A 25,975-nucleotide genomic window follows, 5' to 3' on the forward strand; every position below is an offset into this window, starting at 1 on the left:
ATGATCACAGCCGCCGCCTCCATGTCGGCCCTCGGGCTCGGGCTGGGCTATCTGCTCGGCGCCGCCGCCCGCAAGTTCCACGTCGAGACCCCGCCGATCGTCGAGGAGATCGCCAAGATCCTGCCCGGCACCAATTGCGGCGCCTGCGGCTTTCCCGGCTGCAACGGTCTGGCCGAGGCGATGGCCGAGGGCAACGCCCCGGTGACCGCCTGCACCCCGGGCGGGCGTGATGTGGCGCTGGCCTTGGCCGAAATCGTCACCGTCGAGGAGGGCGCCCAGGCCGGTCCGATCGCCGAAATCGAGCCGATGGTGGCCTTCGTCTTCGAGGATCATTGCACCGGCTGTCAGAAGTGCTTCAAGCGCTGCCCGACCGATGCGATCATCGGTGGCGCCAAGCAGATCCACACTGTCGTGATGGATGCCTGCATCGGCTGCGACGCCTGCATCGAGGTCTGCCCGACCGAGGCGATCGTCGCCCGGGTGAAGCCGAAAACCCTCAACAACTGGTTCTGGGACAAGCCCGACGTCGCCTTCGGCGGGCAAGCCAAGCCGCAAACCGCGGAGCAAGCAGCATGAGCTTTCTGTCGCTTTCGAATCTTCTGAAACCCTCGACATGGGGCACGGTGCGCGGCGGCGTTCATCCGGAATACCGCAAGGCGCTGACCTCCGAGGCGGAAACGCTGCGCATGCCGATCCCGCAATTGCTGCGCGTACCGCTGCAACAGCATTCCGGCGCGATGGCGGAGCCCTTGGTGCAGCGCGATGATTACGTCCTGAAAGGCCAGCTGATCGGCAAGGCCCGCGGCACGATGTCGGCCAATATCCATGCGCCGACCTCGGGGCGGGTGATTGCGCTGGGCGCCTTTACCGCGCCGCACCCCTCGGGGTTGCCGGTGCCGACGATCACCATCCGCCCGGATGGCGAGGACAAATGGGGCCCGCACCTGCCGCGTCTGCGCCCCGAGATGGCCGACCCGGACGAGATCGCCGCGCATATCGAACTGGCGGGGATCGTCGGTCTGGGCGGCGCGGCCTTCCCGGCGGCGGTGAAGCTCAATCAGCGCAAGCGCCATGCGGTTGATACGCTCTTGCTCAATGGCGCGGAATGCGAGCCCTATCTGACCTGCGATGACCGGCTGATGCGCGAAAACGCCGAAGAAATCGTCGATGGCGCCGGGATCATGGGCCGTGCGATCGGGGTGAAACAGATCATCGTCGGCATTGAATCGAACAAGCCCGATGCGATCACCGCGCTGCGCCGGTTCAAATTCGCGCTGGGCATCCCGTTCTCGGTCAAGGTCGTGCCCGCGCAATATCCGATGGGTTCGGCCAAGCATCTGGTGCTGGCCGTCACCGGCAAGGAAGTCCCCGCCCGCGCCCGCACCGCGGAAATGGGCGTTCTGGTCTACAACGTCGGCACGGCCCATGCCGTCCACCTGGCCGTGCGCTATGGCGAGCCGCTGATCTCGCGCGTCATCACCGTCTCGGGGCGAGGCGTCGCGCGGCCCTCGAACGTCAAGGTGCTGATCGGGACACCGATCTCCGACATCATCGACTTCTGCGGCGGTTTTGTGGGCGAGATCGACCGCGTGATCCTGGGCGGGCCGATGATGGGCCATCCGGTCGCCAGCCTGCGCGTGCCGGTGGTCAAGGGTACCTGCGGCGTGCTGGCGATGACGGTCTCGGAAACCCGGAAAAGCGACCAGATGCCCTGCATTCGTTGCGGATCCTGCGTCGGCGCCTGCGCCAATGGCCTGACGCCCTTTGACCTGAACGCGAAGATCCAGGCGGGCGATCTCGAGGGCGCGGCCAAGGTCGGGCTGATGGACTGCATGTCCTGCGGCTCCTGCGCCTATGCCTGCCCCTCGGGCATCCCGCTGCTTCAGGCCTTCGACTACGCGCGCGGCAAGCTCGCCGAACGGCAAGGCCGCAAGCACCAGCAGGAAGAAACCAAGCGTCTCGCCGCCGCCCGCAAGGCCCGCGAAGAGGCGATCGCCGAAGCGAAAAAACAGATGATGCTGAAGCGCAAGGCCGAGATGGCCGCGAAGAAGAAAGCCGAAGAAGCGGCCGCCGCGTCCGAAATGCCGCCGCCCGCGACAGGTTCCGCCATCCAAGGGGAGGCCACGCCGTGACCATGCACATGCCCGTTGCGGGCCCGCACACCCATACGCTGTTCACCGTCTCGCGGACGATGCTGACGGTGGTCGCGGCGCTGACCCCGGCCACGGCCTTCGGGCTTTACGAATTCGGCTGGCCCGCGATCTTCCTGTTCCTGACCACGGTCATCTCGGCCTGGCTGTTCGAGGTCGCCTGCCTCTGGATCGCGAAAAAGCCGATCTGGCCCTTTGCCACCGACGGCTCGGCGATCCTGTCGGGCTGGCTCGTCGCCATGACGCTGCCGCCCTATGCGCCCTGGTGGGTGGGCACGATCGGCGCCTTCATCGCCATCGTCATCGCCAAGCAGCTGTTCGGCGGGCTGGGGCAGAACCTGTTCAACCCCGCGATGGTCGCCCGCGCCATGCTCGTCGTCGCGCTGCCGGTGCAGATGACCACCTGGGTCGCCCCGGTCGGACTGTTCGAGGGCCCCTCGTTCCTGCACGGGCTCTCGATCACCTTCCTCGGTTCGCAGGAGTTCGACGCGGTCTCAAGCGCTTCGACGCTGAGCCACATCAAGAGCCAGATCGGCGCCGGGGCAACCATGGGCGAGATCGTCCCGCAACTGGCCGATCTGAAAAGCCGACTGATCGGCCTCGTGCCGGGCAGCCTGGGCGAGACCTCGACGGTGCTCGTGGCGCTTGGGGGGCTTTTGCTGCTCGTCACCCGGATCATCACGCCCACCATCCCGCTCGCGGTGCTGGGCACGCTCACCGCCCTGTCGGCGATCTGTTCCTTCTTCGCGCCTGACCGCTTCGCGCCGCCGATCCTGCATCTGACCTCGGGCTCGACGATGCTCTGTGCCTTCTTCATCGCGACCGATTACGTCACCTCGCCCGTCACCGCCGCAGGCAAATGGGTCTATGGCATCGGCATCGGCACGCTGGTCTTCGTGATCCGCACCTTTGGCGCCTTCCCCGAGGGCGTTGCCTTCGCGGTGCTTCTGATGAACTCGGTCACCCCGCTCATCGAAACCTATATCCGGCCGCGGATCTTCGGGCGCTCGCGCACCGGCAAACCGCTTGGCGCAGGCAAACCCGCGAAGGGAGCGCAGAAATGACCGGCACGCCCCCCCCCGAAAAGCCGCAACTGCCGTGGTTCAAGGCCTCGCCCCTCGCACACGGGATCATGCTCGCGCTCTTCTCGCTCGCCACCGCCGTATTGCTCGCGATTGCCAATGACAGCACTTCGGCCCCGATCGCGGCCCGTGGCGCCGAAGATCTGGCGGCCTCGCTGGAACAGGTGATCCCGCGCGATCTGCACGACAACGATCTGGCCGCCTCGCTGCGCCCGATCACCGATGCCGAGGAAGGCGCGGTTTCGGTCTATGTCGCGACCAAATCCGGCACGGTGACCGGCCTTGCCTTCGAGATGTCCGGCCCGGGCTACAGCGGTCTGATCCATGTGCTTCTGGGCATCGCCCCCGATGGCACGCTGCTCGGTGTCCGCGTGCTGTCGCATACCGAGACGCCCGGTCTTGGCGACAAGATCGAAGTGGCCAAGGGCGACTGGATCTTGGGTTTTGCCGGCAAGTCGCTGCAAGACCCAAGCCCCGAGAACTGGAAGGTAAAACGTGACGGTGGTGTGTTTGACCAGTTCTCGGGGGCCACGATCACGCCGCGCGCCGTGGTGAAGACGATCTACCGCGGCCTGAATTTCTTCGATCGCAACAAGGCGGCGCTGACCGCCCCCCTGCCCGCGAAATCCTGAGGAGGCGCCCATGTCGGACAGTTACGCCAAGATCGCCCGCGACGGATTGTGGGACAAGAACATCGTGACGGGCCAGATGCTGGCGCTGTGCCCGACGCTCGCCATCACCGGCACGGCGACGAACGGGCTCGGCATGGGGCTGGCGACGACCGTGGTGCTGATCCTGTCGAACGTGGTGATTTCCGCGCTGCGCAAGACCATCGCCCCGGAAATCCGCATCCCCGCCTTCATCCTGATCATCGCCGCCATCGTGACCGTCGTCGATCTGGCGCTGAACGCCTTTCTGCACGATCTGCACAAGGTGCTCGGCCTTTTCATCGCGCTGATCGTGACGAACTGCGCCATCCTCGGCCGGGCCGAGGCCTTTGCCTCACGTTTCGGCGTTCTGGCCTCGGCGCTTGACGGTCTGATGATGGGGACCGGCTTCACCCTGGCGCTGGTGGTGGTGGGGGCGATCCGCGAAATCCTTGGTTCGGGGACGCTTTTTGCCCAGGCCTCGCTGCTGCTTGGTCCGCATTTCGCCTTCATGGAAATGACGGTCTTCCCCGAATACCCGGGCTTTCTGATCATGATCCTGCCGCCGGGCGGCTTTCTGGTGGTGGGCGGACTTTTCGCGCTCAAGCGCCTGATCGACGCCCGCAAGCCGACGATCGAACAGGAAATCCGCAAGATCCGCACCGAGCGCGTCTTCACCGCCGCGGGCGTGCTGCAACCCAAACCGGAGGAACAAGCATGATCGTGGGTGTCGCCTATGCCAAGCCGACCGTGCAGGTCTGGAAACATGTCGATGTGCCGGAAACCGCCACGGCGCGCGACGCGATCGAGAAATCGGGCCTGCTCGACCAATTCCCCGAAATCGACCTGAGCACGCAAAAGATCGGCATCTTCGGCCAGATCTGCCCGCTCGAAAAGGCGCTGAAGGAAGGGGACCGGGTCGAGATCTACCGCCCGATCTATCCCGAAGCCGAATTGCTGGAAAAGAGAAGCTGACCGCCCGGTCCCCCTTCCGTCAGGAGACTTCCGATGACCCGTCTGACCCGTCGCCAATTCACCCTCGGTCTCTTCGCCACCTCTGCCGTTGCCGCGGTGGGCGGGGTCGGCCTTGCCCTTTCGCCCGCGGATCGCACCGTGATCATTGGCGCCGGTCCGGCCGGGGCGCAGGCCGCGCTTGCCCTGCGGGCCGCCCATCCGACGCTGCGGGTGGCGCTGCTTGAACGCGATCCGACCCGACTGGCCCGCGAAGCCAGCGATGCAGCCGCGGCCGCCTTCACCGCGCCGCGGACCGAGGCGACACTGGCCCAGCTGAAGGCGCAGGGCATCGAGGTGATGCTCGACGATGTGGTCGATGTGGATTGGACCGCGGGGCGGCTTTCGCTCTTCTCGGGCCGCGATGCCGCCTTTGATCGGCTCTATCTCGCCCCGGGCACCAGCGCGCGGCCGGAAGCGATCGAGGGGCTGGATGCCGAGGCCCGCTACACGATGCCCGCCGCCTGGGGCAACCCGCGCGAGGCCCGGCGGCTGGCGGCGCAACTCGCCGCCCTGCCCGAGGCCGGTCATGTCGTGCTGCGCCTGCCCGCGGACCTGAGCCATCCGCAGGTGGCGCTGAACCGCGCCCTGGTGCTGAGCCGCCACCTCGCCGCCACCCGCCCGGCGGCGCGGCTGACGGTTCTGGATGCGACCCCGACCCCGGCGCTGGCGCAATCCTTCGCGATGGCGAAACGGTTGCAGGGTCTGGATGCGCAGGTGGCCTGGGTCACCGCGGCGCAGGGCGCCACCGTTCGCGCCGTCGATGCCCATGCTGGCCGGATCGAGACCGATGCCGGGCGTCTGACGGCCGATGTGATCAACTTCGTGCCGCCGCATGTGGCGGGTACAATTGCCCGCACCGCGGGTCTGGTTGATGCCTCGGGCTGGTGCCCTTGCGATGCGCGGAGCCGCTCGATGCTGCGCAGCGAAGCCATCGTGCTGGGCGATGCCCGCAAGGGCGCCGCGCGCACGCTGGATGGTGCCCGGCTCTCGGTCACTGCGGCAACGGATGCGAAAGCCTGACCCGGAAAAATCCTTGGCGAAAGCGACAGCGGCGCCTAATGTCGCACGGTCTGGCTCACAGGGAGGAGAGCATTGGGACTAATCGACATTTTCATCACCCAGATCGGTGATCCGCTGCGCATCCTGCTTCTGGCCGCGGTGATCGGCTTGCAACCGCGGCTGGAAGACCGGCTGAGCAAGATCCCGACACTGGCCGCCGGGCTTGTGCTGGTGGCGCTGCTGATCCCGCTGATTTTGCCGAATGGCAATGTCTGGTTCATCGTCGCCGCGCTGATCGGCCTCGTGACGAATGCGATCCAGATGGGGGTTCTGCTGGGGATCTGGACGCTGGTGCGTCGCTTCAAGCACTGAAGGGCTGCCCAGTGCGGGCAGCCCTACCGTTTCACTCGCCGCGCGGATAGCGCTGGTTTTCTTCCAGCACGTTCAGGTCCATGTGGTTGCGCATGTAGCGCTCGGACGCCTTTTGCAGCGGCTGGTAATCCCAGGGGAAATAGGCCCCGTTGCGCAGCGCGTCATAAACCGCCCAGCGCCGTGCCTGACTTTCGCGCACCGCCGCGTCGAAGGCGCCCAGATCCCAACGCGCCATCGCCTGTTCGGTCAGCCGCGCCAGCGTCTCGGCATGCTCGGGCGCACTGGCAAGGTTCACCAATTCCTGCGGATCGGCTTCGAGGTCGTAAAGCATCGGCGGATCGGCGTCGCAGAGCATCAGCTTGTAGCGCCCCTCGCGCAGACAGACCATCGGCGCGATCGTCGACTCGGCCGCATATTCCATCGGCACCGCAGCCCGGCCCGCGCCTTTCGCCACCGGAGCCAGATCGACCCCGTCGGTCCAGCGTGCAAGCGTGGAAATATCGATCCCGGCCAGCGCCGCGAGCGTCGGCGTGATGTCGAGCGTCGAGACCGGCGTATCGATCCGCCCGGGTTTCCAGCCCGGCGCCGCAATCATCATCGGCACCCGCGACGCGCCTTCGAAGAAGTTCATCTTGAACCACAGGCCGCGCTCGCCCAGCATGTCGCCATGATCCGAGACGAAGACGATGATGGTATTCTCCGCCATCCGTCCGCGCTCCAGAACGTCAAGGATTTCGCCAATCTTTTCATCGATGTAACTGACAGAGGCAAAATACCCCTGACGGGCGCGGCGGATCATTTCAGACGTGATTTCGAAATTTCTGAAATCACAGGATTCCAAGATACGCTTCGATTGCGGGTCCTGATCCTCAAACGGAAGCTCTGGAACGCTGGGGTCCAGTGCCGGGCTTTCCTCGTACAGATCCCAGAACCGCTTGCGCGCCACATAGGGGTCGTGCGGATGGGTGAAGGAGACCGTCAGACACCACGGCCGGTCATCCTGCCGCCGTGACAGGTCGTAAAGTTTGCGCATCGCGTGATACGCAACCTCGTCATCATATTCCATCTGGTTGGTGATCTCGGCCACGCCCGCCCCGGTGACCGAGCCAAGGTTGTGATACCACCAGTCGATCCGCTCGCCGGGCTTGGTGTAATCCGGCGTCCAGCCGAAATCGGCGGGGTAAATGTCGGTCGTCAGCCGCTCCTCGAAGCCGTGCAGCTGATCGGGGCCCACGAAATGCATCTTGCCCGACAGGGTCGTCGCATAGCCCGCCCGGCGCAGGTGATGCGCGAAGGTCGGAATGTCCGAGGCGAATTCGGCCGCATTGTCATAGACCCGCGTGCGACTGGGCAATTGCCCCGACATGAAGGACGCGCGGGCGGGCGCACACAAGGGGCTGGCCGTATAGGTGTTGGCAAAGCGGACGGACCGCTTTGCCAGACGCTTCAGGTTCGGCGTGTGCAGGAACGGGGCCGGACCGTCGGGGAACAGCGTCCCGTTGGCCTGATCCACCATGATGACAAGGATATTCGGGCGGGTGTCCATGGTCCGGCGCGTCCTTAAAGTCCCAGCGCGGCCTTGACCGCCGCATCGCCCGGCTTGCCGTCGAGCGTCGTCACACCGTCAAGCCACGGGCCAAGCACCTCGGGATGCGCCTTGATCCAGTCGGTCGCTGCAACCTTGGCATCGGTGCCGCCAAGGATCGAGCCCATCAGCTCGTTCTCCATGCCGACCTCGAACACAAGGTTCGAGAACAGCTTGCCCGCATTCGGGCAAGATCCGGTCCAGCCCTTGCGGGCCAGCGTGTGCACGGTCGCGCCACCGAAATCCGGCCCGAAATAGGCGTCGCCGCCCGAGAGATAGGTCAGGTCGAAATTGGCGTTCATCGGATGCGGCGCCCAGGCGAGGAAGACGATCCCCTTGCCCTCTTTCACCGCGCGATCAACCTGCGCCAGCATCGCCTGCTCGCCCGATTCAACCAATTCCCAGTCCTTCAGGCCGAAATCATCGGTGTCGATCATCTTCTGGATATTGGCATTGGCGGGCGCGCCCGGCTCGATGCCATAGATCTTGTGGTCGAAATCATCGCCATGCGCGGCCAGATCGGCGAAATCCTTCACGCCCTTGCCCGCCTCGGCCGTCGGCACGGCGAGCGTGAACTTCGCCCCGGTCAGGTTCTGCGTGATATGCTCGACCGCATCGGCCTTGGTCAGATCGTCGATGAAATGCTGCTGCGCCGGCATCCAGTTGCCCAGAAACACGTCGATTTCGCCGTTCTTCATCGATTCATAGCCGATCGGCACCGAGAGCGTCTTCACCTCGGGCGCGTAGCCAAGGCCGCTCAGCACCACCGAGGCGACGGCATTCGTCGCGGTGATGTCGGTCCAGCCCGGGTCCGAGAGCCGGATCGCCGAGCAGGAGGCGTCATCGGCCAGCGCCATCGCGGCGCTGGACAACAGGAGTGCAACGGAAAGCCCCGTGCGGCAGGCGATGGAGAGGATCATGCTGGCTCCCTGTCAGCTATTTTATTCGCTTATGAAAGGTGAGACAGTTTGTCCTGTACAGGGGCAATTTCTGAATGCCTGCAATAAAGAAGGTTTATGCCTGATGCGGCGTGTCGATCTCGGTTGGATGCGGGTTTTCGTCGAGGTCGGGCGGGCGGGCAGCCTGTCCGAGGCGGCCGCACGGTTGAATATCACCCAGCCCGCCGTCAGCTATCAGATCCGCCGCGCCGAGGGGGAGTTCGGCGTGGCCCTGCTGCTGCGCAAGGCCCGCGGGGTGGATCTGACCGCCGAGGGGCGGGCGCTTTACGACATTCTCGCCCGCGCCGTCACCCAGGTCGATGCCTTGGCCGAGGAGTTGCGCCCGCAACCCCGGCGCAAGGCGTTGCGGCTGTTCACCGATTACGCCTTTTCCTCGCTTTGGCTGATGCCGCGGCTGCATCTGTTCCGCGCCGCCCACCCCGAGCTTGAATTGCAGATCGTCGCGCTGCAGCACGCCGGGGTCCGGGCCGAGGGCGAGATGGCGGTGGTCTTTGCCAACCGCGCCGAACTGGGAGCCGAGGCGGTGCAGATCATGCCCGAGGCGGTGGTGCCGGTCTGTGCCCCCGCCCTGCGCGCCGGTCTGCCCGCGGGGGTCTTGCCCGATGCGCCGCTCATTCATCTGGATGCCGAGCCGGGGGCGGTCTGGTTCGACTGGCCATCTTACCTGCGCGCGCTGACGCTCGCCCGCGATCCCCATGCCGAGCGGGGGGATCTGCGTTTCAACACCTATGCGCTGGTGATCGAGGCGGCGCTCGCCGGTCAAGGGGTGGCACTTGGCTGGCGCGGGCTGGTCGACCGGCTTCTGGCCCGCGATCAGCTGGTCGAGGCCGGGCCGGAACTTTCCAGCCCGGAGCGGGGCTATTTTCTGGTCGCGACCGGCCCGCGGGATGCCGCCGCCGAAGCGCTCTGGTCCTGGCTACGGGCCGAGGCGGGGTTGAGTTCAGGTTGATGCCTGCGGGATAGCTGTCGCCTTGATCGCCGCGCGGGCGGCATCCCAGGCGCGGGCGGCCGCTTCCGAGCCGGGCGCTGCCTCGACCGGCTCCATGTGGCGCAGCAACTCCTTCACCCGTTCCCAGGTTTCATCCATCGCCTGCGCCGCCAGCCGTGCGGCTTTCTTGCGATCGGCCTCGGACTGCGAATCCGACTGACTGGCGGCGCCGGTTTCGGTGGTTTCGGCAGCCGTCGAAACCGGGGTGTCGGCCACGGCGGTCGCGGTACCGGCGTCGGGGCGTTCGGCCCCCGGAATCAGATCCCACATCGCATCGATGACCTGATCCAGCAGGTCCATCTTCGGGCCCCAATCTGCGGCAACGGTATCGGCCTGAATACGAGCGTCCGTCGCTTCACGCTCCTGCCCCGCAAGGATCTGCGCATAGGCATCATATTGCCCGGGATCATCGGCTCGGTTCATGTCGGCAAGGGTCTGCCGGATGCCCTCGGCCATGTGCGCCGCAATATCGGCTGCCGCGCGGATCATGCTCATCAAGTTTCGCATCAGGTCGAGTTCGTCTTGCAACATATCCGGTGTGAGGATGGCGGTGCTGTCTTCGCCGTTGATTGTCACCGCGATCGCACCAAAAACAGTAAAGCGGCCTTCCGTGGACACATGATCAGCAACTGTGACCCTATTGCCGCCCAGCGTCAGATTGTCCGTCTCGCCCGCCTCATAGGCACGCAATTGCCCCAGACTTTCGCGAAGCACGCTGAATTGCGCGTCGGGCGCCCAGTTTTGCGCGAGGCCAAGGGCGGTTTCGCGCGCCGCCTCGGCGTCGTCGAGGGAAAAGACCACGGCACTGCCGGTCGTGGCCGAGGAGGTATCTTGCGATTGCGCGCGCGGCGGCGCGGCGGAAATGGCGGAAATCATCACACTGGTCCTTCTGGATCGGTCCCCGGCACAGGATCGCGCGCGGGGATGAAGGAAACCTTGTCAGCACGGGGAAATACCTCGGGCATTTGAGCGGTTCAGCGGGGCTCGGCCATGATCGCCGCGGCGGGGCGGCCCGAGGTGATCAGCGCGCCCATGCGGCGCAGGCTGGGCGCGGCATGGCTCAGAAACATCCGGTAGCCGTCGCAGAAATGGTTGATCCGGCCCGGCCCGCCCGGCTCGGGGGCGGTGCGATGTTTCGGGCAGCCGCCGTTGCATGCAAAGCGCCAGTCGCAGGCGCGGCAGGTGGCGCAAAGCCCCGCCTGCTTGTCCTTGCCGAAGCTCCGCGCTTTCGGCAGCGCGGCCAGCTCGCCCACGGGCCGCGCCTTGATGTTGCCCAGACGAAACTCGGGGTAGACATAGTGATCGCAGGCGAAAAGCCCGCCGTCCTGTTCCAGCGCCAGCGCCGTGCCGCAGGTCTCGGCAAAGACGCACAGCCCCGCGGGTTCACCGAGCAGCAGGCCCAGCATCTCGTCGAAATGCTGCACGAAGATGCGGCCGACATCGCGGGCGATCCAATCGTCGAAAATCGCGCAGAGAAAGCGGCCATACTCCGCCCCGGTGATGCAAAAGGGCGCCAGAACCGCCCCCTTGTCGCCGCGCCCGGGGGCGCCTGCGCGGCGGCCGTCGGGCAGGAGGCGTTCATGCGCCGGGATGAATTGCAGGAATTCCGGGCCAAGTCCCGCCAGATAGCGATAGACCGCCACCGGATCGGCGACATTGGCCTGCGAGACCACGGTCAGCAGATTGACCCTGACCCCGGCCCGCTGCAGCCGGTCAAGCCCGCGCAACACCGACGACGACGACGGCCGCCCGCGCCGGTCGGGCCGCGCCGCATCATGCATGTCGGGCGGACCATCGAGGCTGAGACCGACGAGAAAATCCTGCTCGGCAAAGAAGCTGGCCCAGGCCTCGGAGATCAGCGTGCCATTCGTCTGGATCAGGTTCGAGATCCGATACCCGGGCGGGCAGAGCCGGGTTTGCAACGCGACGAGGCGGCGAAACCACTCCAGCCCCATCAGCATCGGCTCGCCCCCTTGCCAGGCAAAGGAAATCTCGCGCAGGCCCGCCGCAGATTGGCTGGCGATGTAATCGGCGACAAACCGGCCAAGCACCGCATCGTCCATCCGGAAGCGATGGCCCACCGGAAACATCGCTTCTTTTTCAAGGTAATAGCAGTAGTCGCAGGCCAGATTGCAGCGCGGCCCGATGGGCTTTGCCATGACATGGAACGGATGGGCAGGCGGGGGGCGGCGCAGGCTGGACATGGGCCGACTATGCGGCGGCCCGCTGCCCGCGACAAGGGCGGCTCAGGCGCGGCGCGCCTCCAGCGTGCAGAACCGCGCGAAATCCTCGGCCGAAAGCGGCATCGAGAACAGATAGCCCTGCAGCACGTCGCAGCCCAGATCGCGCAGGATATCGGCCTGCGCCCGGGTCTCGACCCCCTCGGCGACCGTCGCGATGCCCAGCGTCTCGGCGATCTCGACGATGGCCCGCACAAGGTTCTTTGACCGCGGATCCCGCGCCACCGGGGCGACGATGCGCTGATCGATCTTCAGCGCCGAGGGCGCGATCTGCATCAGCCCGATGATCGAGGCATGACCCGAGCCGAAATCGTCGATCTCGATCTCGATCCCCGCATCGCGGATCGCATCAAGGTGGAAACGGAACACCTCGCTTTCCTCCTCGACCAGAATCGATTCCAGCAGTTCGAAGGTCACCTTGGTCTCGCCATCGGAAATCGCCCGCGCCGCGCGCACCACATCGGGATCATGCATCCGCCCGGCCGAGACGTTGAAGCTGATCTTCGGCACATGCAGCCCCTGCGCCCGCCAGAAGGCCAGCGCCTCGCCCGATTTCTCCATCATCACCCGGTCGATCTCCGGCACCAGCCGCAACTGCTGCGCCACATGCATGAAGGCATCCGGCGCCAGCAGGCCGCGTTCGGGGTGACGCCAGCGCAAAAGCGTTTCGACCCCGGTCAGCCGCCCATCCGACGACGCCACCTGCGACTGGAAGAAGGGAATGAACTCGTCGCGCTCGAGCCCCTCCTGAATTTCACCCGCCAGCTTGCGGTCGAACAGGATGTTCTGGCGCAACTCGGGGGTGAAGAACTCCATCCGGCTCCGCCCGCCCTCTTTCGCGCGGTAAAGCGCGGCATCGGCGAAAAGCTGGATCTCGGTGCCCATCCCGGCGATATCCTCGGTCTCGGCAATCCCGAAAGAGGCGCCGAACCGGCATTGCCGCCCCTCGAACATCAGCGGTTCGGAGAGGCGCGCCTGCATCCGCTCGACCACCTCGCGCGCATGGCTGCCGGACTGCCCCGGCGAGAGGATGATCGAAAATTCGTCGCCGCCGATCCGCGCCGCGAAATCGCCGCCGCGCAGTTCCGCGCGCAGCACGTCGGCCACCCGTTGCAGCACCATGTCCCCGGCCTCGTGACCGAGCGTGTCATTGACATGCTTGAAGTGATCGAGATCGACGCGGATCAGCACGCATTCCTGCGGCCCGCCGGCCGCCGCTTCGGAAATGCGCTTGGCCAGAACATTGTCGTAGCTGCGTCGGTTCGGCAGGCCGGTCAGCCCGTCATGCAGCGCCTGGCGTTCGTTCTCGGCCCGCATTTCCTCGGCCAGCCGATGCGCGCGGCGCAATTCAGCTTCGCGCGCGACATCGGCCGTGACGTCATGCAGCGCCCCGGTCCAGACCACCGAACCATCGGGCTGCCCCTTGGAGGTGGCCGAGTTGGCCAGCCAGATATCCCCGCGCGTCGGGTGCTTGACGCGAAAACGCTGGTTCCACAGGTCGAGATTGGAGGGGCCCGCCCCCTGCCCGGTCAGGAAATCCGGCAGCTCGTCGAATTGCACGTTGGCAAACAGATCCTCGACCGCGATCGATTGCGAGAACAGCCCGAATTCGATTCCCAGAAGATCCTCGAGATAGGGGCTCGCATAGGGGAAAGAGGCACTGCCATCGGGGAAGCGGCGGAATTCGTAAAGCCCGACCGGCGCGATCGAGGCAATCGAGGCCAGACGTTCATGCACCTCGTGCATCGCCTCGGCGGTCTGCTCCTCGCGGCGCTTGGCCTCGATCCGCTCGGTCACATCCATCGCATTGCCGTACCAGATGATGGTGCCGTCTTCCTGCGGGAAGGGGCTGGCCGAGACATGCAGCCAGCGCAAGCCGCGCGCGTGATGGGTGATGCGATGCAGGATCTCGAACCGGGTCAGGGTCTCGACCGATTGCATGACCGCGGCTTTGACCTGCGGGATGTCGTCGGCCGGGATATGGGTGAAGACGGTGGCGCCGTCGGCCTCCAGCGCCTCGCGCGAGACACCGAGCAGGCCGGGAAGCGCCGCGGAGATGAAGTTGAACTTGAAATGCCCGTCCAGTTCGCGCTGCCATTCGAAAATCGCGCCGGGCGAGTTCTCGGCCATCGTCACCATGCGGTCATGCGCACGGCGCACCGCTTCGGCGGCGATTTCGGTCTGCTGCGTCATCCGCACCTGTTCGGTGACATCGAAGATCGTGCCAAACCAGAGCGTCGCCCCGTCTTCCTGCGCGAAAGGAAGGGACGAGACGGTCAACCAGCGCCGCCCCACATCGGGCAGATCGACCGGGAACCGCGCCTCGAAGGGCGCGCCATCGGTTCGTGACCGCTCGATCCGCTCCAAAAGCTCGTGACAGGTGTCCTTCGGAACATTCTGAAACACCGTCTCGCCGCGGCGCTCGATGGCCGCGCGCGAGACGCCGAGCATGGTCGGGAACTTGGCGCTGAAATAGGGCATGAAGATCGAGCCGTCGGCATTGCGGCGATATTCGAACAGCGCCCCGGGCGCATTGTCGGCCAGGGTATCCAGTCGCGCGCGCGCTTTGTGGGCCTTGTCGGCCTCTTCCGCCAGACGCCGCTCGTTTTCCTTCGACTGGTCGATGGAGATGATCGCCCCCGCCAGCAGATAGGGCAGCCCCTTGTCGGAGCGATCGACACGGCGGGCGACCGCGCGATACCAATGATAGCTGCCATCGGCATGAAGGCAGCGGTGCTCATGGTTGTAAATGTCGGTCTCGCCCGCCTTCAACCGCTCCATCGCAACGACGGCCCCGGGCAGATCTTCGGGATGGATCCGGCTGCGCCAGCCGGCGTCGGTCGACGGGAAGGCCCCCGGGTCAAGATCGAAAAGCCGGTAGGTCTCGTCCGGGGTCCAGCCTTCGTCAAGATCCGGGCTGGCGCTGAAATGGCCGACCCCCGCGCAGAGCCCGGAGGTGCGCAGCAGTTCTCCGCGCTCCTCGGCCCGGTCGCGCAGCTTTTGCGCCTCGTCGAGCGCCGCGGAAAGCCGCGCCTCGATCGCCTTCGCCTCATCGATGCGGGTGAAACCGCCGCTGACCAGGAACGGCAGGCCGCGGTCGGAACGGTCGATCTTGCGCGCGACGGTGCGATACCAGTGATAGCTGCCGTCCTTGTGGCGCAACCGATGCTCTGAGGTGAACACCGGCGCGCGATCGAAAATCAGATCCTCCATCTTGGCGATGGCCTCGGGCAGATCGTCGGGATGGAGCAGGCTGCGCCAACCCGCGTCGTTCGGGACGAAGTCCCCCGGTTCATACCCCATATGTCGATAGCATTCGTCGGGCATCCAGGCTTCGCCGAGCGCGGCGCAGACCGACCAGACGGCCGTTTCCCCGCAGATCAGCGCCGTGGTCAGGGTGTCGGCCGTCGCCTGCGCCGCAGCACGGGCGGCCTCGGCCTCGGCGAGAGCTTCGGCAAGCCGGGCCTCCTGCGCCTTGCGTTCGCTGATATCGGTCAGGCTGCCACAGATCATCGCGGGCAGGCCCTGTTCGGCCCGATCCACGAGCCGCCCGCGCGAAGTGATCCAGGTCCAGCCGCCATCGGCCCGCTTGAGGCGTAAATCATGGCAGAAGGCGTCGATCTTGCCCGCCATCAGATCATGGAATTCCTCGGCAACCCGCGACAGATCCTCGGGATGGATCAGGCTGTTCAAAACCGGCAGGTCGATGTGGAAATCGGCGGGGTAGCCAAGCATCGTCGACAGATGCGGGCTGATCCGCCCCACCCCGCGTTCAGGGAAGCGATACCACGGCACGACATTGCTGTTCTCGGTCGAGATCCGCAGGATGTCGGCACGTTCCAGCGCGCGATCGCGCACCAGATCGAAGTCCTTGCGCGCGCCGGAGGCGGCGCAGCGTAAGGCCCCCGGCATCGCCCCGCATTCCTTGCCAAGCCGCGGCACCGTCTCGAGGATCTGCAGCGCCCAGAGCTGCTCGGGCTGCGCGCCGGCAATGGGCCAGAGCGTGACATCGGCACAGGGCGGGGTCTCTTCGTCGCTCTCCAGATCGACCCGGAATCGCTGCGACATCCCGGCCCCGACAGCGCGCCCGGCATCGACAATGCGGGTGATGCGGGCACCAAGCTCGCAAGGCAGCACCTCCGCGACCGGGCGAGAGATCAGCTCGGGTCCGAAATCGGACTCTCCGTAACAGCGATGCGCTTCGGCATTGGCCCAGAGCACCTGCGCCGTTCGGGACAAGACGAAAGCCGCGCCGGGAAACCCGTCGAACATGATGCGCAGCTGCGCCAGATCCCCAGACATGGACGCCTCGTCGAAGCCTTTGCCAGCCCGGATGATTCAACCCAATAGATTAAAGATAGACTTCGAAAACTTCGAATTCGAAGCTTGACCGCATTTTTCGCAAAGCTTCACGATCCGGAAAGCAGCGCCTTTTCCATTTCGCGGTGCGGAATGCCGGCATCGTCATAGACCGGGCCGCAGACACGAAAGCCAAGACTTTCGTAAAAGGGCATCGCCTGCACCTGCGCGCCCAAGGTCACGCGGGCACAGCCCTGCGCCGCAAGCCGCGTGCAGCCCTCGCGGATCAGCGCCTTGCCAAGCCCGGTGCCGCGCGCCGCGCGATCGACGCAGACGCGGCCGATCTTGCCCTCGGGCCCCGCAACGAACAACCGGGCCGTGCCAAGCGGCGTGTCGCCCTCCAGCGCCAGCAGATGGATCGCCTGCGCGTCGAGATCATCCCATTCCTCGGCCTCGGAAACGCCCTGTTCCTCGATGAAGACCGCGCGGCGCAGCGCATGAACGGCGGTCAGATCGGTGGTCGCGACGATCTTCATGCGAAGTAATCGCGCAGACAGCGGGCGTAGATCGCCTTCAGCCGGGTGATCTGCTCGACCTCGATCCGTTCGTCGACCTGATGCATGGTCTTGCCGACCAGACCGAATTCCAGAACCGGGCAATGGTTCTTGACGAAGCGCGCATCCGACGTGCCGCCCGAGGTGGAGAGCACCGGGACAAGGCCGGTTTCCGAGACCACCGCGCGGCTGACCATCGCCACGAATTCGCCGGGCGGGGTCAGGAAGCTTTCGCCCGAGACCTCGGTGCAAAGCGTCACGCTTGTGCCGGTCTCGGCTTCGATCTCGGCGATCAGACCGCGGGCCCAAGTCTCGATCTTCGTCGAACTATGGGCATCGTTGAAGCGGATGTTCACCGTCGCCCGCGCCTTCGCCGGGATCACGTTGTTCGCGGGGTTGCCGCAATCGATCGTGGTGATCTGCAACGTCGAGGCCTCGAAATGCTCGGTGCCGCGGTCAAGCGGCTCGGCCGTCATCCGGCCCAGCAGGTCAACGAGCGCGTGCAGCGGGTTTTTCGCCCGGTGCGGATAGGCGGAATGGCCCTGCACCCCCTCGACCTCGATATAGAAGGTCATCGAGCCGCGACGGCCGATCTTCATCATGTCGCCAAGCCGCTCGGGGCAGGTCGGCTCGCCCACGAGACAAACCGACATCGCCTCGCCCTCGGCCGCCATCCAGTCGAGAAGCGCGACGGTGCCATCCTTGCCCGGGCCTTCCTCGTCGCCGGTGATGGTCAGGATGATGGCGCCCTCGGGCGGGGTCGTGGTGACGAAATCGACGGCGGCGGCGACAAAGGCCGCGACGCCGGATTTCATGTCGGTGGCGCCGCGCCCCCACAGCACCCCGTCGATCACCGCGCCGGAAAACGGGTCCTGCGTCCAGGCGGCCGCATCGCCCACCGGCACGACATCGGTATGGCCGTTGAAGCCGAAGGTCTTCACCCCCTTCGCGCCCCAGCGCGCAAACAGGTTTGGCGTGCCGTTGCGATCGACCCGCGTGCAGGCAAAACCCGCCGCCGACAGCACCCGTTCCAGCAACACCAGCGCGCCGCCGTCGACGGGCGTGACCGAAGGGCAGCGGATCAGATCGGCGGTGAGTTGAACGGGGTCGAGGGTCATCGGTTGCTCCTGTGCGATGCCTTGGATTAGCCCCGCTTTCCCCCCCGTGCAATGCCCGAGGACGCGGGCCTCAACCCTGGGTGTTGCGCCCGGGTCACCTCCGCTTCGATCACCCCGCCTCACGGAAAATTTCGTTTCCAAGCGGGGTTAAGCTGACTTACGGTTGAACAAAATCAAGACGACCCGAGGCAGGGCACACGAGCAGGGCAGAATCGCCCACCCCCAGACAGGCCGGATGGCCGAGACGGACGGGAGTTTCCCGGCTCGATGATGTTTTGCCCGCAGGTGAATGGGGCAAGAGATGGCGTTTGGCAGAGTTCTGGGACTGGATCCCTCGGTGACCGCGGTGCAGATCGCGCGGTCGATTTTCGGAGAGGGTCCGATGGTTTCGGCGCTGCGCGAGCGCATGGGACCGGTGAAGGATCTCGAACCGCTGGTCGAGCGCCCGAAGCTGCACGAAGGCTTCGTCGCGGGCACGCGGATCTCGACGCTCGCCGGTCTGCGCCGGGTCGAAACGCTGAAAGCCGGCGACATGGTCGAAACGCAGGATGCCGGCGCGCAGCCGATCGTGCGCATCGAGCGGATGCGCCTGCCCGCGCTGCGGGCGCAGGCGCCGATCCGCTTTGCCGCCGGAGCGCATGGTGCCGAACGCGAAGTGCTGGTTGCCCCGAACCAGCGCGTTCTGGTGCGGGATCCGGTTCTGGAAGTGCTGTTTGGCGAGGCCGAAGTTCTGGTCGCCGCCCGCACCCTCGTCGATGGCGAGATGGTCTCGCGGGTTCCCGGCGGCGCGGTGGACTATGTCCGCATCGTCTTCGACGCCTCGCACATGATCTTTGCCGAAGGGATGGCGGTGGAATGTTTCCGCCCCGGTCCGCGCCCGACACCGGGCGACACCCAACCCGTCACCGCCGAACCGGGGGCGCCGCGGATGCTGCGCACCCTGGAGTCGCAGATGATGCGCAAGCTGGTGATCTGAGGGGGCGATGATGCTGGAACATGGTTGGTTTGCGGCGCATCTGCCCGGTCGCGGGCCGGTGCGGCTTTCGGAACGCGCTTTGCCCGCGCTTCTGGGCCGAGGCAGCCTGATGCTCGAATTCGCGCTGATGCAGGGCGAGACCGGGCCGATGCCGCTGCTGCATCTGGGCGATCAGACCGGCTGGACCTGGTTCCTGTCGATCTCGCTTGATGCGCAGGGGGTGCTGAACCTCGTGCAGCGGCAAGGTGCGGCGGTGCAGGCGCTGACGCTGGACATCTCGGCCGATTGTCAGGCGGGCGGGCGGATGCGGCTGTGCTTCAGCTGGGACTGCAAGCTTGATGAAACCCGGCTGACGCTGGAAGCGATCGACGGCGGGCAACTGCGCCAGCGCGTGGGTCAAGGTGCAATGGCCCTGTCACGGGCCGAGTTGTCCGCGCTCGCCAAGGGCCGCAGCCCGGCGCAGATCGGGCCGCGCGTCGAATGGCTGGCCTTTGGGAGCCACATTCAGCCGGTCGGGCCGAGCGCCTGTTTCGCTCCCGCGACCCCGATCGCGACGCCCGAGGGCGAACGCCCCGCCGCCAGCCTGAAGGCCGGGGATCTGGTGATGACCGTCGATGCCGGACCGCAACCGCTGTTGTGGTCGGGCCGGATCGCCCTGCCCGCGCTTGGCAGCATGCGCCCGGTGCGGCTCTGCGCGCCCTCTTTCGGGGAAACCCGCGATCTGTGGCTCTCGCCGCAGCATCGGGTGGCGATGCGTGGCGCGGCGGTCGAATACCTCTTCGGCGAAGACGAAGTTCTGGTGCCGGTGCATCATCTGGTGGACGGGATCAGCGCCCAGCAACCCGACCGGCCCTGCGTGCTGACCTGGCACGGGCTGCTGCTTCAGGGCCATCATCTGCTGATCGCCGATGGCTGCCGCGTCGAAAGCCTGAGCATCGGGCGGCTCGCCCGCAATCCGGCGCTGGCGCGGACCACTTGTCTTGCCGATCTCGTCGCGCGGATGGATCTGCCGGTGCATGCTTTCCCCGCCCGTCGCCCGCTTGCCCCCTTTGAGGCACAAGCGCTGGCGGCCGGGCGGCGGCAACGGCGCAGCACCGTGGCGGCCTGAGCGGCGCAATTTCGTCACGACACATTCGGTCTTGCCCTGCGCCCTTCGCGAATTATTATTGCGCTGCAGTTGCAAAATGCCTAAGCAGGCTGCGACTGCAGAAAACCGCCGAATCCCGGCGTCGATGGGGCTGACATGACCGATACGATCCTTCTTGCCGACCTGCTTGCGCTGACCGAAGCGACGCTTCCCGAGATCGCCGCCCTGACCGCCGAGGCGACCGAGGCGCTGAAGGCGAAAGTGAGCCGCGGCGGCAAGGTCTCGAATGCCGCGCTGGAAGAGGACCAGTTCACCGCCCATGCGCTGGCCTGGCTGGCGACCTACAACCAGTCGCTGATCCAGCTGCGCGGCTGGGCCGGACGGGTGGCCGAGGCGGGCGCTTTCGGGCGGATGGAGAGCCTGATCCTGCAGATCGGCTTTGGCGAATATCTGAACCAGATCGCTGGCGGCATCCCGATGAGCCAGATCGAAACCGCGCGTCTGTCCGACCTTGGCGTGAGCTGGACCCCCTCGGAGGCCGCCCGCACGCTGATGACCAAGGGCAACACCGATGCGGCGCGGATGGCGCTGGTGGCCTGCATGCAGGACAACCACGGCCGGGCCCTTTTCGGCACCTCGGGGCTGGATGAAGAGCTCGAGATGATCCGCGAGCAATTCCACCGCTACGCCGAGGAACGGGTGATCCCGAACGCCCACGAATGGCACCTGAAGGACGAGCTGATCCCGATGGAGATCATCGAGGAACTGGCGGACCTTGGCGTGTTCGGCCTGACGATCCCCGAGGAATACGGCGGGCTGGGCCTGTCGAAAGCCTCGATGGTGGTCGTGACCGAGGAACTGTCGCGCGGCTATATCGGCGTCGGCTCGCTGGGCACGCGCTCGGAAATCGCGGCGGAACTGATCCTGTGCGGGGGCACCGAGGAGCAGAAACAGAAATGGCTGCCCGGCCTCGCCTCGGGTCAGATCCTGTCGACCGCCGTTTTCACCGAACCGAACACCGGCTCGGACCTTGGCAGCCTGCGCACCCGCGCGGTGAAGGAGGGCGACGACTGGGTGATCACCGGCAACAAGACCTGGATCACCCACGCCCAGCGCACCCATGTGATGACGCTTCTGGCGCGGACCGAGCCCGACACCACCGACTGGCGCGGCCTGTCGATGTTCCTGGCCGAAAAGACCCCGGGCACCGACGAAAACCCCTTCCCCACCCCCGGCATGACCGGCGGCGAGATCGAGGTGCTGGGATATCGCGGCATGAAGGAATATGAGCTCGGCTTCGACGGCTTCCGGGTCAAGGGCGAGAACCTGCTGGGCGGCGAGACCGGCCGCGGCTTCAAGCAGCTGATGGAGACCTTTGAATCGGCGCGCATCCAGACCGCCGCCCGCGCCGTCGGCGTGGCGCAGGCCGCCTGCGAAATCGGCATGCGCTATGCGATCGACCGCAAGCAATTCGGCAAGTCGCTGATCGAGTTCCCCCGCGTCGGTGGCAAGCTCGCGATGATGGCCGTCGAAATCATGATCGCGCGGCAGCTGACCTATTTCTCGGCTTGGGAAAAGGATCACGGCCATCGCTGCGACGTCGAAGCCGGGATGGCGAAACTGCTCGGCGCCCGCGTCGCCTGGGCGGCCTCGGACAATGCGCTGCAGATCCACGGCGGCAACGGCTTCGCACTGGAATACACCATCAGCCGCATCCTGTGCGACGCCCGCATCCTCAACATCTTCGAGGGCGCGGCGGAAATTCAGGCGCAGGTGATCGCCCGCCGCCTGCTGGGCTGAGCGCGTTTCGAAACGGTGACGCGGGGCCTTCGGGCCCCGTTTTCTTCAGGAGTGCCCGATGATCCGCGACGCCAGCCCCGACGATGCGCAAGCGATCGCCACGATCTACAATGACGCCGTGCGCACGACGACGGCGATCTGGAACGAGGTCGAGGTGAATGCGCTCAACCGCATCGAATGGATGGAGGCCCGGCAGAAGGCGGGCTTCCCGGTGCTGGTGCTGGAGGAAGGGGCAAAGGTCGTCGGTTATGCGAGCTACGGCCCGTTCCGCGCCTTTGACGGCTATCGCGGCACGGTCGAGCATTCGGTCTATGTCCGCGCCGATCTGCGCGGCGGCGGGCGCGGCGCGGCGCTGCTCAAAGCGCTGATCTACCGCGCCCAGGCGCAGGGGCTGCATGTGATGGTCGCGGCAATCGAGGCCGAAAACCGCGCCTCGATCGTGCTGCACCAACGGCTCGGCTTCACCGCCGTGGGGCTGATGCCGCAGGTCGGGCAGAAATTCGGCCGCTGGCTCGATCTGCTGTTCCTGCAACTGAAGCTGGACGAGCGGCCTCAGCCCTGACGGGCGATCGCCTCGATCAGACGGCGACGGGCCTCGGGCAGGGCCTTGCGGCTGTGCTCCTCGGCGAAGCGGGTCAGGAAATGGCCGGTCAGGGTCAAGCCCTGCCCGATTTCCGCCCAGGTCGCAGGCCCCTGCCCCAGCAGGCACAGCGGCAAGGGCAGCAGTTTCGGCGCCCAGTCGCCCGCGCCCTTGCGGCTGACCGCGCGGCCCGTGCGTGGCGAGACAAAGGCCAGATCATCGCGCGTGCCGGTGACGGCGCAGCGGCTGAGGTCGAGGCCGAAACCGAGGTCGTCGAGCAGCGCGGTTTCCCAGATCAGATAATCGACCACCCAGCCCTCGGCCGCTTGCCCGATCACGGTGAACAACGGTTCGGTGGCGGCGTATAGGCGCGGATGAGGTTCGCGTTCGGCCAGCACGAAGGAGAGCAGTGCGCAGACGGAATTGAGCCCCATCAGCGCGAGGCGGTCTGACAGCGCGCCTGCGCGCGAGGCGAGCGGTTCGACGGTGAAGCTGCCAAGGTGGTCTTCGAGCCGTGCCCGCCAGCTCAGCGCCACATGCGAGCCGGGCATGAGCGTCGCCGCCATCTTGCGCGAGGCGCCGCCCCGGACGACGCCCAGATGCCGGCCATGCGTGGCGGTGAACACCTCGACGATCGCCGAGCTTTCGCCATGCAGGCGGATCGAAAGGATGGTGCCGCTGTCTTGCCAGTCCATGGTGCCCGTGAAGAAGGCCGGGGGTTTTGCACCCCCGGGCCCCCGCAGGATATTTGAGGCAAGATAAAAGGGAAAGGCGGGCTCAGTCCTTGAGGCCGTCTTCATCGAGCAGTGTACGGCCGTGCCGGGCTTCAAGTTCGACCACCCAGAGATCGGGGTCGAAGCTGCGCTGCTTGCGGATCGAGGCATCCACTTCGGCCTCGGGGCCTTCGGTGAGGACCGACCAGACGTCGCAATCGGCCTCAAAATCGAAGGTCCGGGTGTAGAGCTTCGCCAGCCCGTCGAGCGTCGCGCATTTGACCATCACGGCGCCACTGTCAGGTTGACCGCGCGCCGCGATGAAGGCGGGAATATTGTTCAACTCCAGCCGCTTGAGATAGGCACGCACCCAAAGTTCGGCACGCAGACGCGGTTGCATCCTCAGTCGCCGTCCTTGAAGTCGAGCCCCATTTCCGTGTAGCGCTCGGCCTCTTCCTGCCAGTTCTCGCGCAGCTTCACCTGCAGGAAGAGATGGATCGGGCGCCCCATGAATTCGGCCATTTCGGCGCGCGCGGCGGTGGAGATCGCCTTGATCGTCTCGCCGCCCTTGCCAAGGACGATGCCCTTGTGACCGTCACGGCTGACGTAGATGATCTGGTCGATCCGGGCCGATCCGTCGGGCTTTTCTTCCCAGCGTTCGGTCTCGACCGTCAGCTGATAGGGCAGTTCCTCGTGCAGGCGCAGGGTCAGTTTCTCGCGGGTGATTTCCGCCGCGATCATCCGCATCGGCAGATCGGCGATCTGATCCTCGGGGTAGAACCACGGGCCCGCGGGCATTTGCGACGCCAGCCAGTCGCGCAGGTCATCGACGCCATAGCCCTTTTCGGCCGAGATCATGAAGGTCTTGGCAAAGGGGAAGGCCCCGTTCATTTCCTCGGCCAAGGCCAGCAGGCGTTCGGCCTTGACGCGGTCGATCTTGTTGATGGCCAGCGCCACCGGCTGCGAGCCCTCGCGCGCTTTCAAGGCCTCGATGATCGCTTTCGCGCCTTCGGTCAGGCCGCGATGCGCCTCGATCAGCAGAACGACGATATCGGCATCCGCAGCCCCGCCCCAGGCGGCCGAGACCATGGCGCGGTCCAGCCTGCGGCGCGGGCGGAAGATGCCGGGGGTGTCGACGAAGACAAGCTGCGCCTGCCCCGCCATGCAGACGCCGCGGATGCGGGCGCGGGTGGTCTGCACCTTGTGGGTGACGATCGAGACCTTGGCCCCCACCATGCGATTGAGCAGCGTCGATTTTCCTGCATTCGGCTCGCCGATCAGCGCCACGAATCCGGCGTGCGTTTCTTCGGTCATGCGCCTCTCTCCAACCGTTCCAGAAGGGCCTTCGCTGCGGCTTGTTCCGCGTTGCGTTTCGACCCGGCTTTTGCTTCTTCCGTCTCGCCCGAGGCGAGCACCACGGCGATGCGGAATTGCGGCGCGTGGTCGGGGCCTTCGCGCCCCAGTGTTTCATAGCGCGGCGGCGGCAGGCCGCGGGCCTGCGCCCATTCCTGCAGCGCCGTCTTCGGATCGCGGGCATCGTGATCGACCGCGCTGATCCGCCCGGCCCAAAGCCGCAGCACCAGCGCCCGCGCCACCTCGAACCCGGCATCGAGATAGACGGCGGCAATCACCGCCTCCATCGCATCGCCCAAGAGCGCTTCCTTGCGCCGCCCGCCCGACATCATTTCCGACCGGCCCAGCTTCAGCACCGCGCCAAGGTCGATGTCGCGGGCGACGGCGGCACAGGTTTCCTTGCGCACGAGCGCGTTGAACCGCGGCGCAAGCTGCCCTTCGGAAGCGCGATCATCCGCGTGAAACAGCGCCTCGGCCATCGAGAGGCCGAGTACCCGGTCCCCCAGAAACTCCAGCCGTTGGTTGTCGGGCCGGGTGGGCGAGCCGAGCGAGGAATGCGTCAGCGCCCGAACGAGAAGCTCGGGCGTCGTGAAACGATGCCCGAGCCGGTCCATGAAGGCAGAGAGGTCTGCCGCGACTTTCATTCGATCCCCTTGAAGAAGCGGTCCGCCCGCCAGGTCCAGAAGAAGAACAGCGAATTGCCCGCCGAGGAGAACATCACCCGATCGGCGCGGCCGACCAGATTTTCCGCCGGAACGAAGCCGACGCCGCCGATACTTTGCGGGAAGCGGCTGTCCTCGGAATTGTCGCGGTTGTCGCCCATCATGAAATACTGCCCTTCGGGCACGACGAAGACCGGGGTATTGTCGGCCCGCGCGCCGTCGAAGGTATTCAGGATCGAGTGGCGCACGCCATTCGGCAGCGTTTCAAAGAAGCGCTGCGACTGGCAATCGCCACCCTCGCCGACCGGTTCGTTGCGGCACAGCGGATAGCGCTTTTCCGGCCCCTGCGGCTCGAACACTTCCGAGAAGGTGCCCGCGTCTTCCAGTTTGACCGGGGCGCCGTTGATCTGCAGCACGCCGTTGACGACCTGAATCCGGTCGCCCGGCAGGCCGATCAGGCGCTTGATGAAATCGACGTTCTTGATCGGATGGCGGAACACCACCACGTCACCGCGCTGCGGTTCGCCACCCAGAATGCGGCCCTCGATCGGGCAGGGCGAGAAATCGGCGCTGGAGAAGGGGCAGGAATAGCGCGAATAGCCATAGGCCATCTTGTTGACGAAGAGGAAGTCGCCGATCAGCAGCGTATCCTTCATCGAGCCCGACGGGATCCAGAACGGCTGAAAGAACAGCGTGCGGAAGACGCCCGCGATGATAAGCGCCCAGAACAGCGTCCGGGCCATTTCGCCGATACCGCCTTCGGATTTGCTGGCCATGCTCTGCCTCTTGTTTAAACC

25 protein-coding genes are annotated in these 25,975 nt (G+C 65.9%); 13 read left to right on the forward strand and 12 right to left on the reverse strand.

Annotated elements, in window-relative coordinates; all coding sequences use genetic code 11:
- The 8 genes from C8J30_RS15640 (at nucleotide 1) to C8J30_RS15675 (ending at nucleotide 6,264) form a co-directional block, all read left to right on the forward strand.
- On the forward strand, nucleotides 1-576 hold the full coding sequence (locus C8J30_RS15640) for an RnfABCDGE type electron transport complex subunit B (protein ID WP_110806776.1): 576 nt from the start codon (nucleotides 1-3) through the stop codon (nucleotides 574-576).
- Nucleotides 573-2,132: an electron transport complex subunit RsxC gene (rsxC, locus tag C8J30_RS15645; protein WP_110806777.1), complete on the forward strand. Its 1,560-nt coding sequence runs from the start codon at nucleotides 573-575 to the stop codon at nucleotides 2,130-2,132. The genes C8J30_RS15640 and rsxC overlap by 4 nt, the downstream gene beginning before the upstream one ends.
- A 2-nt stretch (nucleotides 2,133-2,134) precedes the next feature.
- On the forward strand, nucleotides 2,135-3,214 hold the full coding sequence (locus C8J30_RS15650; RefSeq protein ID WP_245909864.1) for an RnfABCDGE type electron transport complex subunit D: 1,080 nt from the start codon (nucleotides 2,135-2,137) through the stop codon (nucleotides 3,212-3,214).
- Complete coding sequence (gene rsxG, locus C8J30_RS15655; protein WP_110806779.1) at nucleotides 3,211-3,864, forward strand: electron transport complex subunit RsxG; 654 nt, start codon at nucleotides 3,211-3,213, stop codon at nucleotides 3,862-3,864. The genes C8J30_RS15650 and rsxG overlap by 4 nt, the downstream gene beginning before the upstream one ends.
- A 10-nt stretch (nucleotides 3,865-3,874) precedes the next feature.
- Nucleotides 3,875-4,600 (forward strand): electron transport complex subunit E, encoded by a 726-nt coding sequence (locus tag C8J30_RS15660; protein WP_110806780.1) that lies wholly within the window; start codon nucleotides 3,875-3,877, stop codon nucleotides 4,598-4,600.
- Nucleotides 4,597-4,854: an RnfH family protein gene (locus C8J30_RS15665; protein ID WP_110806781.1), complete on the forward strand. Its 258-nt coding sequence runs from the start codon at nucleotides 4,597-4,599 to the stop codon at nucleotides 4,852-4,854. The genes C8J30_RS15660 and C8J30_RS15665 overlap by 4 nt, the downstream gene beginning before the upstream one ends.
- A 33-nt stretch (nucleotides 4,855-4,887) precedes the next feature.
- Nucleotides 4,888-5,913 (forward strand): FAD-dependent oxidoreductase, encoded by a 1,026-nt coding sequence (locus C8J30_RS15670; protein WP_110806782.1) that lies wholly within the window; start codon nucleotides 4,888-4,890, stop codon nucleotides 5,911-5,913.
- Nucleotides 5,914-5,985: 72 nt separating this feature from the next.
- Nucleotides 5,986-6,264, forward strand: a complete 279-nt coding sequence (locus C8J30_RS15675) for a hypothetical protein (RefSeq protein ID WP_110806783.1) — start codon at nucleotides 5,986-5,988, stop codon at nucleotides 6,262-6,264.
- Between the two features lie 31 nt (nucleotides 6,265-6,295).
- On the opposite strand, the gene betC is transcribed toward C8J30_RS15675, so the two are convergent.
- Both betC and C8J30_RS15685 read right to left on the reverse strand, forming a co-directional pair.
- Nucleotides 6,296-7,810 carry a choline-sulfatase gene (betC, locus tag C8J30_RS15680; protein ID WP_110806784.1) on the reverse strand — a complete coding sequence of 505 codons (1,515 nt, stop codon included), beginning with the start codon at nucleotides 7,808-7,810 and terminating at the stop codon, nucleotides 6,296-6,298.
- Between the two features lie 14 nt (nucleotides 7,811-7,824).
- A complete protein-coding gene (locus tag C8J30_RS15685) occupies nucleotides 7,825-8,769 on the reverse strand; it encodes a choline ABC transporter substrate-binding protein (protein WP_110806785.1) in 945 nt (314 codons plus the stop codon).
- 103 nt (nucleotides 8,770-8,872) lie between these two features.
- On the opposite strand from C8J30_RS15685, the gene C8J30_RS15690 reads away from it, so the two are divergent.
- Nucleotides 8,873-9,757, forward strand: a complete 885-nt coding sequence (locus tag C8J30_RS15690; RefSeq protein ID WP_110806786.1) for a choline sulfate utilization transcriptional regulator — start codon at nucleotides 8,873-8,875, stop codon at nucleotides 9,755-9,757.
- Here C8J30_RS15690 and C8J30_RS15695 read toward each other — a convergent pair.
- The 5 genes from C8J30_RS15695 to dapE all read right to left on the reverse strand — a co-directional run bounded on the left by C8J30_RS15695 (nucleotide 9,749) and on the right by dapE (nucleotide 18,007).
- Nucleotides 9,749-10,672: a hypothetical protein gene (locus tag C8J30_RS15695; protein ID WP_110806787.1), complete on the reverse strand. Its 924-nt coding sequence runs from the start codon at nucleotides 10,670-10,672 to the stop codon at nucleotides 9,749-9,751. The two genes, C8J30_RS15690 and C8J30_RS15695, sit on opposite strands and share 9 nt — an antisense overlap.
- Nucleotides 10,673-10,770: 98 nt before the next feature.
- Nucleotides 10,771-11,955: an anaerobic sulfatase maturase gene (locus tag C8J30_RS15700; protein ID WP_245909860.1), complete on the reverse strand. Its 1,185-nt coding sequence runs from the start codon at nucleotides 11,953-11,955 to the stop codon at nucleotides 10,771-10,773.
- 87 nt (nucleotides 11,956-12,042) lie between these two features.
- Nucleotides 12,043-16,338 carry a PAS domain-containing protein gene (locus tag C8J30_RS15705; protein WP_110806789.1) on the reverse strand — a complete coding sequence of 1,432 codons (4,296 nt, stop codon included), beginning with the start codon at nucleotides 16,336-16,338 and terminating at the stop codon, nucleotides 12,043-12,045.
- Nucleotides 16,339-16,445: 107 nt separating this feature from the next.
- Nucleotides 16,446-16,871, reverse strand: coding sequence for a GNAT family N-acetyltransferase (locus C8J30_RS15710; RefSeq protein ID WP_110806790.1), 426 nt, complete (start codon nucleotides 16,869-16,871; stop codon nucleotides 16,446-16,448).
- Nucleotides 16,868-18,007, reverse strand: coding sequence for a succinyl-diaminopimelate desuccinylase (dapE, locus tag C8J30_RS15715; protein ID WP_110806791.1), 1,140 nt, complete (start codon nucleotides 18,005-18,007; stop codon nucleotides 16,868-16,870). The genes C8J30_RS15710 and dapE overlap by 4 nt, the downstream gene beginning before the upstream one ends.
- A gap of 301 nt (nucleotides 18,008-18,308) precedes the next feature.
- Between dapE and C8J30_RS15720 the strand changes: the two genes are divergently transcribed.
- The 4 genes from C8J30_RS15720 (at nucleotide 18,309) to C8J30_RS15735 (ending at nucleotide 22,432) form a co-directional block, all read left to right on the forward strand.
- The gene (locus C8J30_RS15720; RefSeq protein WP_181420912.1) at nucleotides 18,309-18,983 is read left to right on the forward strand and encodes a Hint domain-containing protein; all 675 of its coding nucleotides are present in this window, start codon (nucleotides 18,309-18,311) and stop codon (nucleotides 18,981-18,983) included.
- Between the two features lie 10 nt (nucleotides 18,984-18,993).
- Complete coding sequence (locus C8J30_RS15725; protein ID WP_181420913.1) at nucleotides 18,994-20,091, forward strand: Hint domain-containing protein; 1,098 nt, start codon at nucleotides 18,994-18,996, stop codon at nucleotides 20,089-20,091.
- A gap of 135 nt (nucleotides 20,092-20,226) precedes the next feature.
- A complete protein-coding gene (locus C8J30_RS15730; RefSeq protein ID WP_110806794.1) occupies nucleotides 20,227-21,870 on the forward strand; it encodes an acyl-CoA dehydrogenase family protein in 1,644 nt (547 codons plus the stop codon).
- Between the two features lie 58 nt (nucleotides 21,871-21,928).
- On the forward strand, nucleotides 21,929-22,432 hold the full coding sequence (locus C8J30_RS15735) for a GNAT family N-acetyltransferase (RefSeq protein ID WP_110806795.1): 504 nt from the start codon (nucleotides 21,929-21,931) through the stop codon (nucleotides 22,430-22,432).
- On the opposite strand, the gene recO is transcribed toward C8J30_RS15735, so the two are convergent.
- From recO to lepB, 5 genes are all read right to left on the reverse strand, one after another.
- Nucleotides 22,423-23,145, reverse strand: coding sequence for a DNA repair protein RecO (recO, locus tag C8J30_RS15740; protein WP_110806796.1), 723 nt, complete (start codon nucleotides 23,143-23,145; stop codon nucleotides 22,423-22,425). The two genes, C8J30_RS15735 and recO, sit on opposite strands and share 10 nt — an antisense overlap.
- 82 nt (nucleotides 23,146-23,227) lie before the next feature.
- Nucleotides 23,228-23,563: a DUF1491 family protein gene (locus tag C8J30_RS15745; RefSeq protein WP_110806797.1), complete on the reverse strand. Its 336-nt coding sequence runs from the start codon at nucleotides 23,561-23,563 to the stop codon at nucleotides 23,228-23,230.
- Between the two features lie 2 nt (nucleotides 23,564-23,565).
- The gene (gene era, locus C8J30_RS15750; RefSeq protein ID WP_110806798.1) at nucleotides 23,566-24,477 is read right to left on the reverse strand and encodes a GTPase Era; all 912 of its coding nucleotides are present in this window, start codon (nucleotides 24,475-24,477) and stop codon (nucleotides 23,566-23,568) included.
- Nucleotides 24,474-25,160 (reverse strand): ribonuclease III, encoded by a 687-nt coding sequence (gene rnc / locus C8J30_RS15755; RefSeq protein WP_110806799.1) that lies wholly within the window; start codon nucleotides 25,158-25,160, stop codon nucleotides 24,474-24,476. The genes era and rnc overlap by 4 nt, the downstream gene beginning before the upstream one ends.
- Entirely contained in the window at nucleotides 25,157-25,954 is a 798-nt protein-coding gene (lepB, locus tag C8J30_RS15760) for a signal peptidase I (protein ID WP_110806800.1), read from the reverse strand. The genes rnc and lepB overlap by 4 nt, the downstream gene beginning before the upstream one ends.
- Between the last annotated feature and the right edge of the window lie 21 nt (nucleotides 25,955-25,975).

Origin of the sequence: Rhodobacter viridis, assembly GCF_003217355.1 — a bacterium.
Taxonomy (GTDB): Bacteria; Pseudomonadota; Alphaproteobacteria; order Rhodobacterales; family Rhodobacteraceae; genus Rhodobacter; species Rhodobacter viridis.

Bases quoted from the DNA above. Each gene is read 5' to 3' on its own strand.
- C8J30_RS15640 (WP_110806776.1), top strand. From the start codon at position 1: ATGATCACAGCCGCCGCCTCCATGTCGGCCCTCGGGCTCGGGCTGGGC.
- rsxC (WP_110806777.1), top strand. From the start codon at position 573: ATGAGCTTTCTGTCGCTTTCGAATCTTCTGAAACCCTCGACATGGGGC.
- C8J30_RS15650 (WP_245909864.1), top strand. From the start codon at position 2,135: ATGCACATGCCCGTTGCGGGCCCGCACACCCATACGCTGTTCACCGTC.
- rsxG (WP_110806779.1), top strand. From the start codon at position 3,211: ATGACCGGCACGCCCCCCCCCGAAAAGCCGCAACTGCCGTGGTTCAAG.
- C8J30_RS15660 (WP_110806780.1), top strand. From the start codon at position 3,875: ATGTCGGACAGTTACGCCAAGATCGCCCGCGACGGATTGTGGGACAAG.
- C8J30_RS15665 (WP_110806781.1), top strand. From the start codon at position 4,597: ATGATCGTGGGTGTCGCCTATGCCAAGCCGACCGTGCAGGTCTGGAAA.
- C8J30_RS15670 (WP_110806782.1), top strand. From the start codon at position 4,888: ATGACCCGTCTGACCCGTCGCCAATTCACCCTCGGTCTCTTCGCCACC.
- betC (WP_110806784.1), bottom strand. From the start codon at position 7,810: ATGGACACCCGCCCGAATATCCTTGTCATCATGGTGGATCAGGCCAAC.
- C8J30_RS15685 (WP_110806785.1), bottom strand. From the start codon at position 8,769: ATGATCCTCTCCATCGCCTGCCGCACGGGGCTTTCCGTTGCACTCCTG.
- C8J30_RS15690 (WP_110806786.1), top strand. From the start codon at position 8,873: ATGCGGCGTGTCGATCTCGGTTGGATGCGGGTTTTCGTCGAGGTCGGG.
- C8J30_RS15695 (WP_110806787.1), bottom strand. From the start codon at position 10,672: ATGATTTCCGCCATTTCCGCCGCGCCGCCGCGCGCGCAATCGCAAGAT.
- C8J30_RS15700 (WP_245909860.1), bottom strand. From the start codon at position 11,955: ATGGCAAAGCCCATCGGGCCGCGCTGCAATCTGGCCTGCGACTACTGC.
- C8J30_RS15705 (WP_110806789.1), bottom strand. From the start codon at position 16,338: ATGTCTGGGGATCTGGCGCAGCTGCGCATCATGTTCGACGGGTTTCCC.
- C8J30_RS15710 (WP_110806790.1), bottom strand. From the start codon at position 16,871: ATGAAGATCGTCGCGACCACCGATCTGACCGCCGTTCATGCGCTGCGC.
- dapE (WP_110806791.1), bottom strand. From the start codon at position 18,007: ATGACCCTCGACCCCGTTCAACTCACCGCCGATCTGATCCGCTGCCCT.
- C8J30_RS15720 (WP_181420912.1), top strand. From the start codon at position 18,309: ATGGCGTTTGGCAGAGTTCTGGGACTGGATCCCTCGGTGACCGCGGTG.
- C8J30_RS15725 (WP_181420913.1), top strand. From the start codon at position 18,994: ATGCTGGAACATGGTTGGTTTGCGGCGCATCTGCCCGGTCGCGGGCCG.
- C8J30_RS15730 (WP_110806794.1), top strand. From the start codon at position 20,227: ATGACCGATACGATCCTTCTTGCCGACCTGCTTGCGCTGACCGAAGCG.
- C8J30_RS15735 (WP_110806795.1), top strand. From the start codon at position 21,929: ATGATCCGCGACGCCAGCCCCGACGATGCGCAAGCGATCGCCACGATC.
- recO (WP_110806796.1), bottom strand. From the start codon at position 23,145: ATGGACTGGCAAGACAGCGGCACCATCCTTTCGATCCGCCTGCATGGC.
- C8J30_RS15745 (WP_110806797.1), bottom strand. From the start codon at position 23,563: ATGCAACCGCGTCTGCGTGCCGAACTTTGGGTGCGTGCCTATCTCAAG.
- era (WP_110806798.1), bottom strand. From the start codon at position 24,477: ATGACCGAAGAAACGCACGCCGGATTCGTGGCGCTGATCGGCGAGCCG.
- rnc (WP_110806799.1), bottom strand. From the start codon at position 25,160: ATGAAAGTCGCGGCAGACCTCTCTGCCTTCATGGACCGGCTCGGGCAT.
- lepB (WP_110806800.1), bottom strand. From the start codon at position 25,954: ATGGCCAGCAAATCCGAAGGCGGTATCGGCGAAATGGCCCGGACGCTG.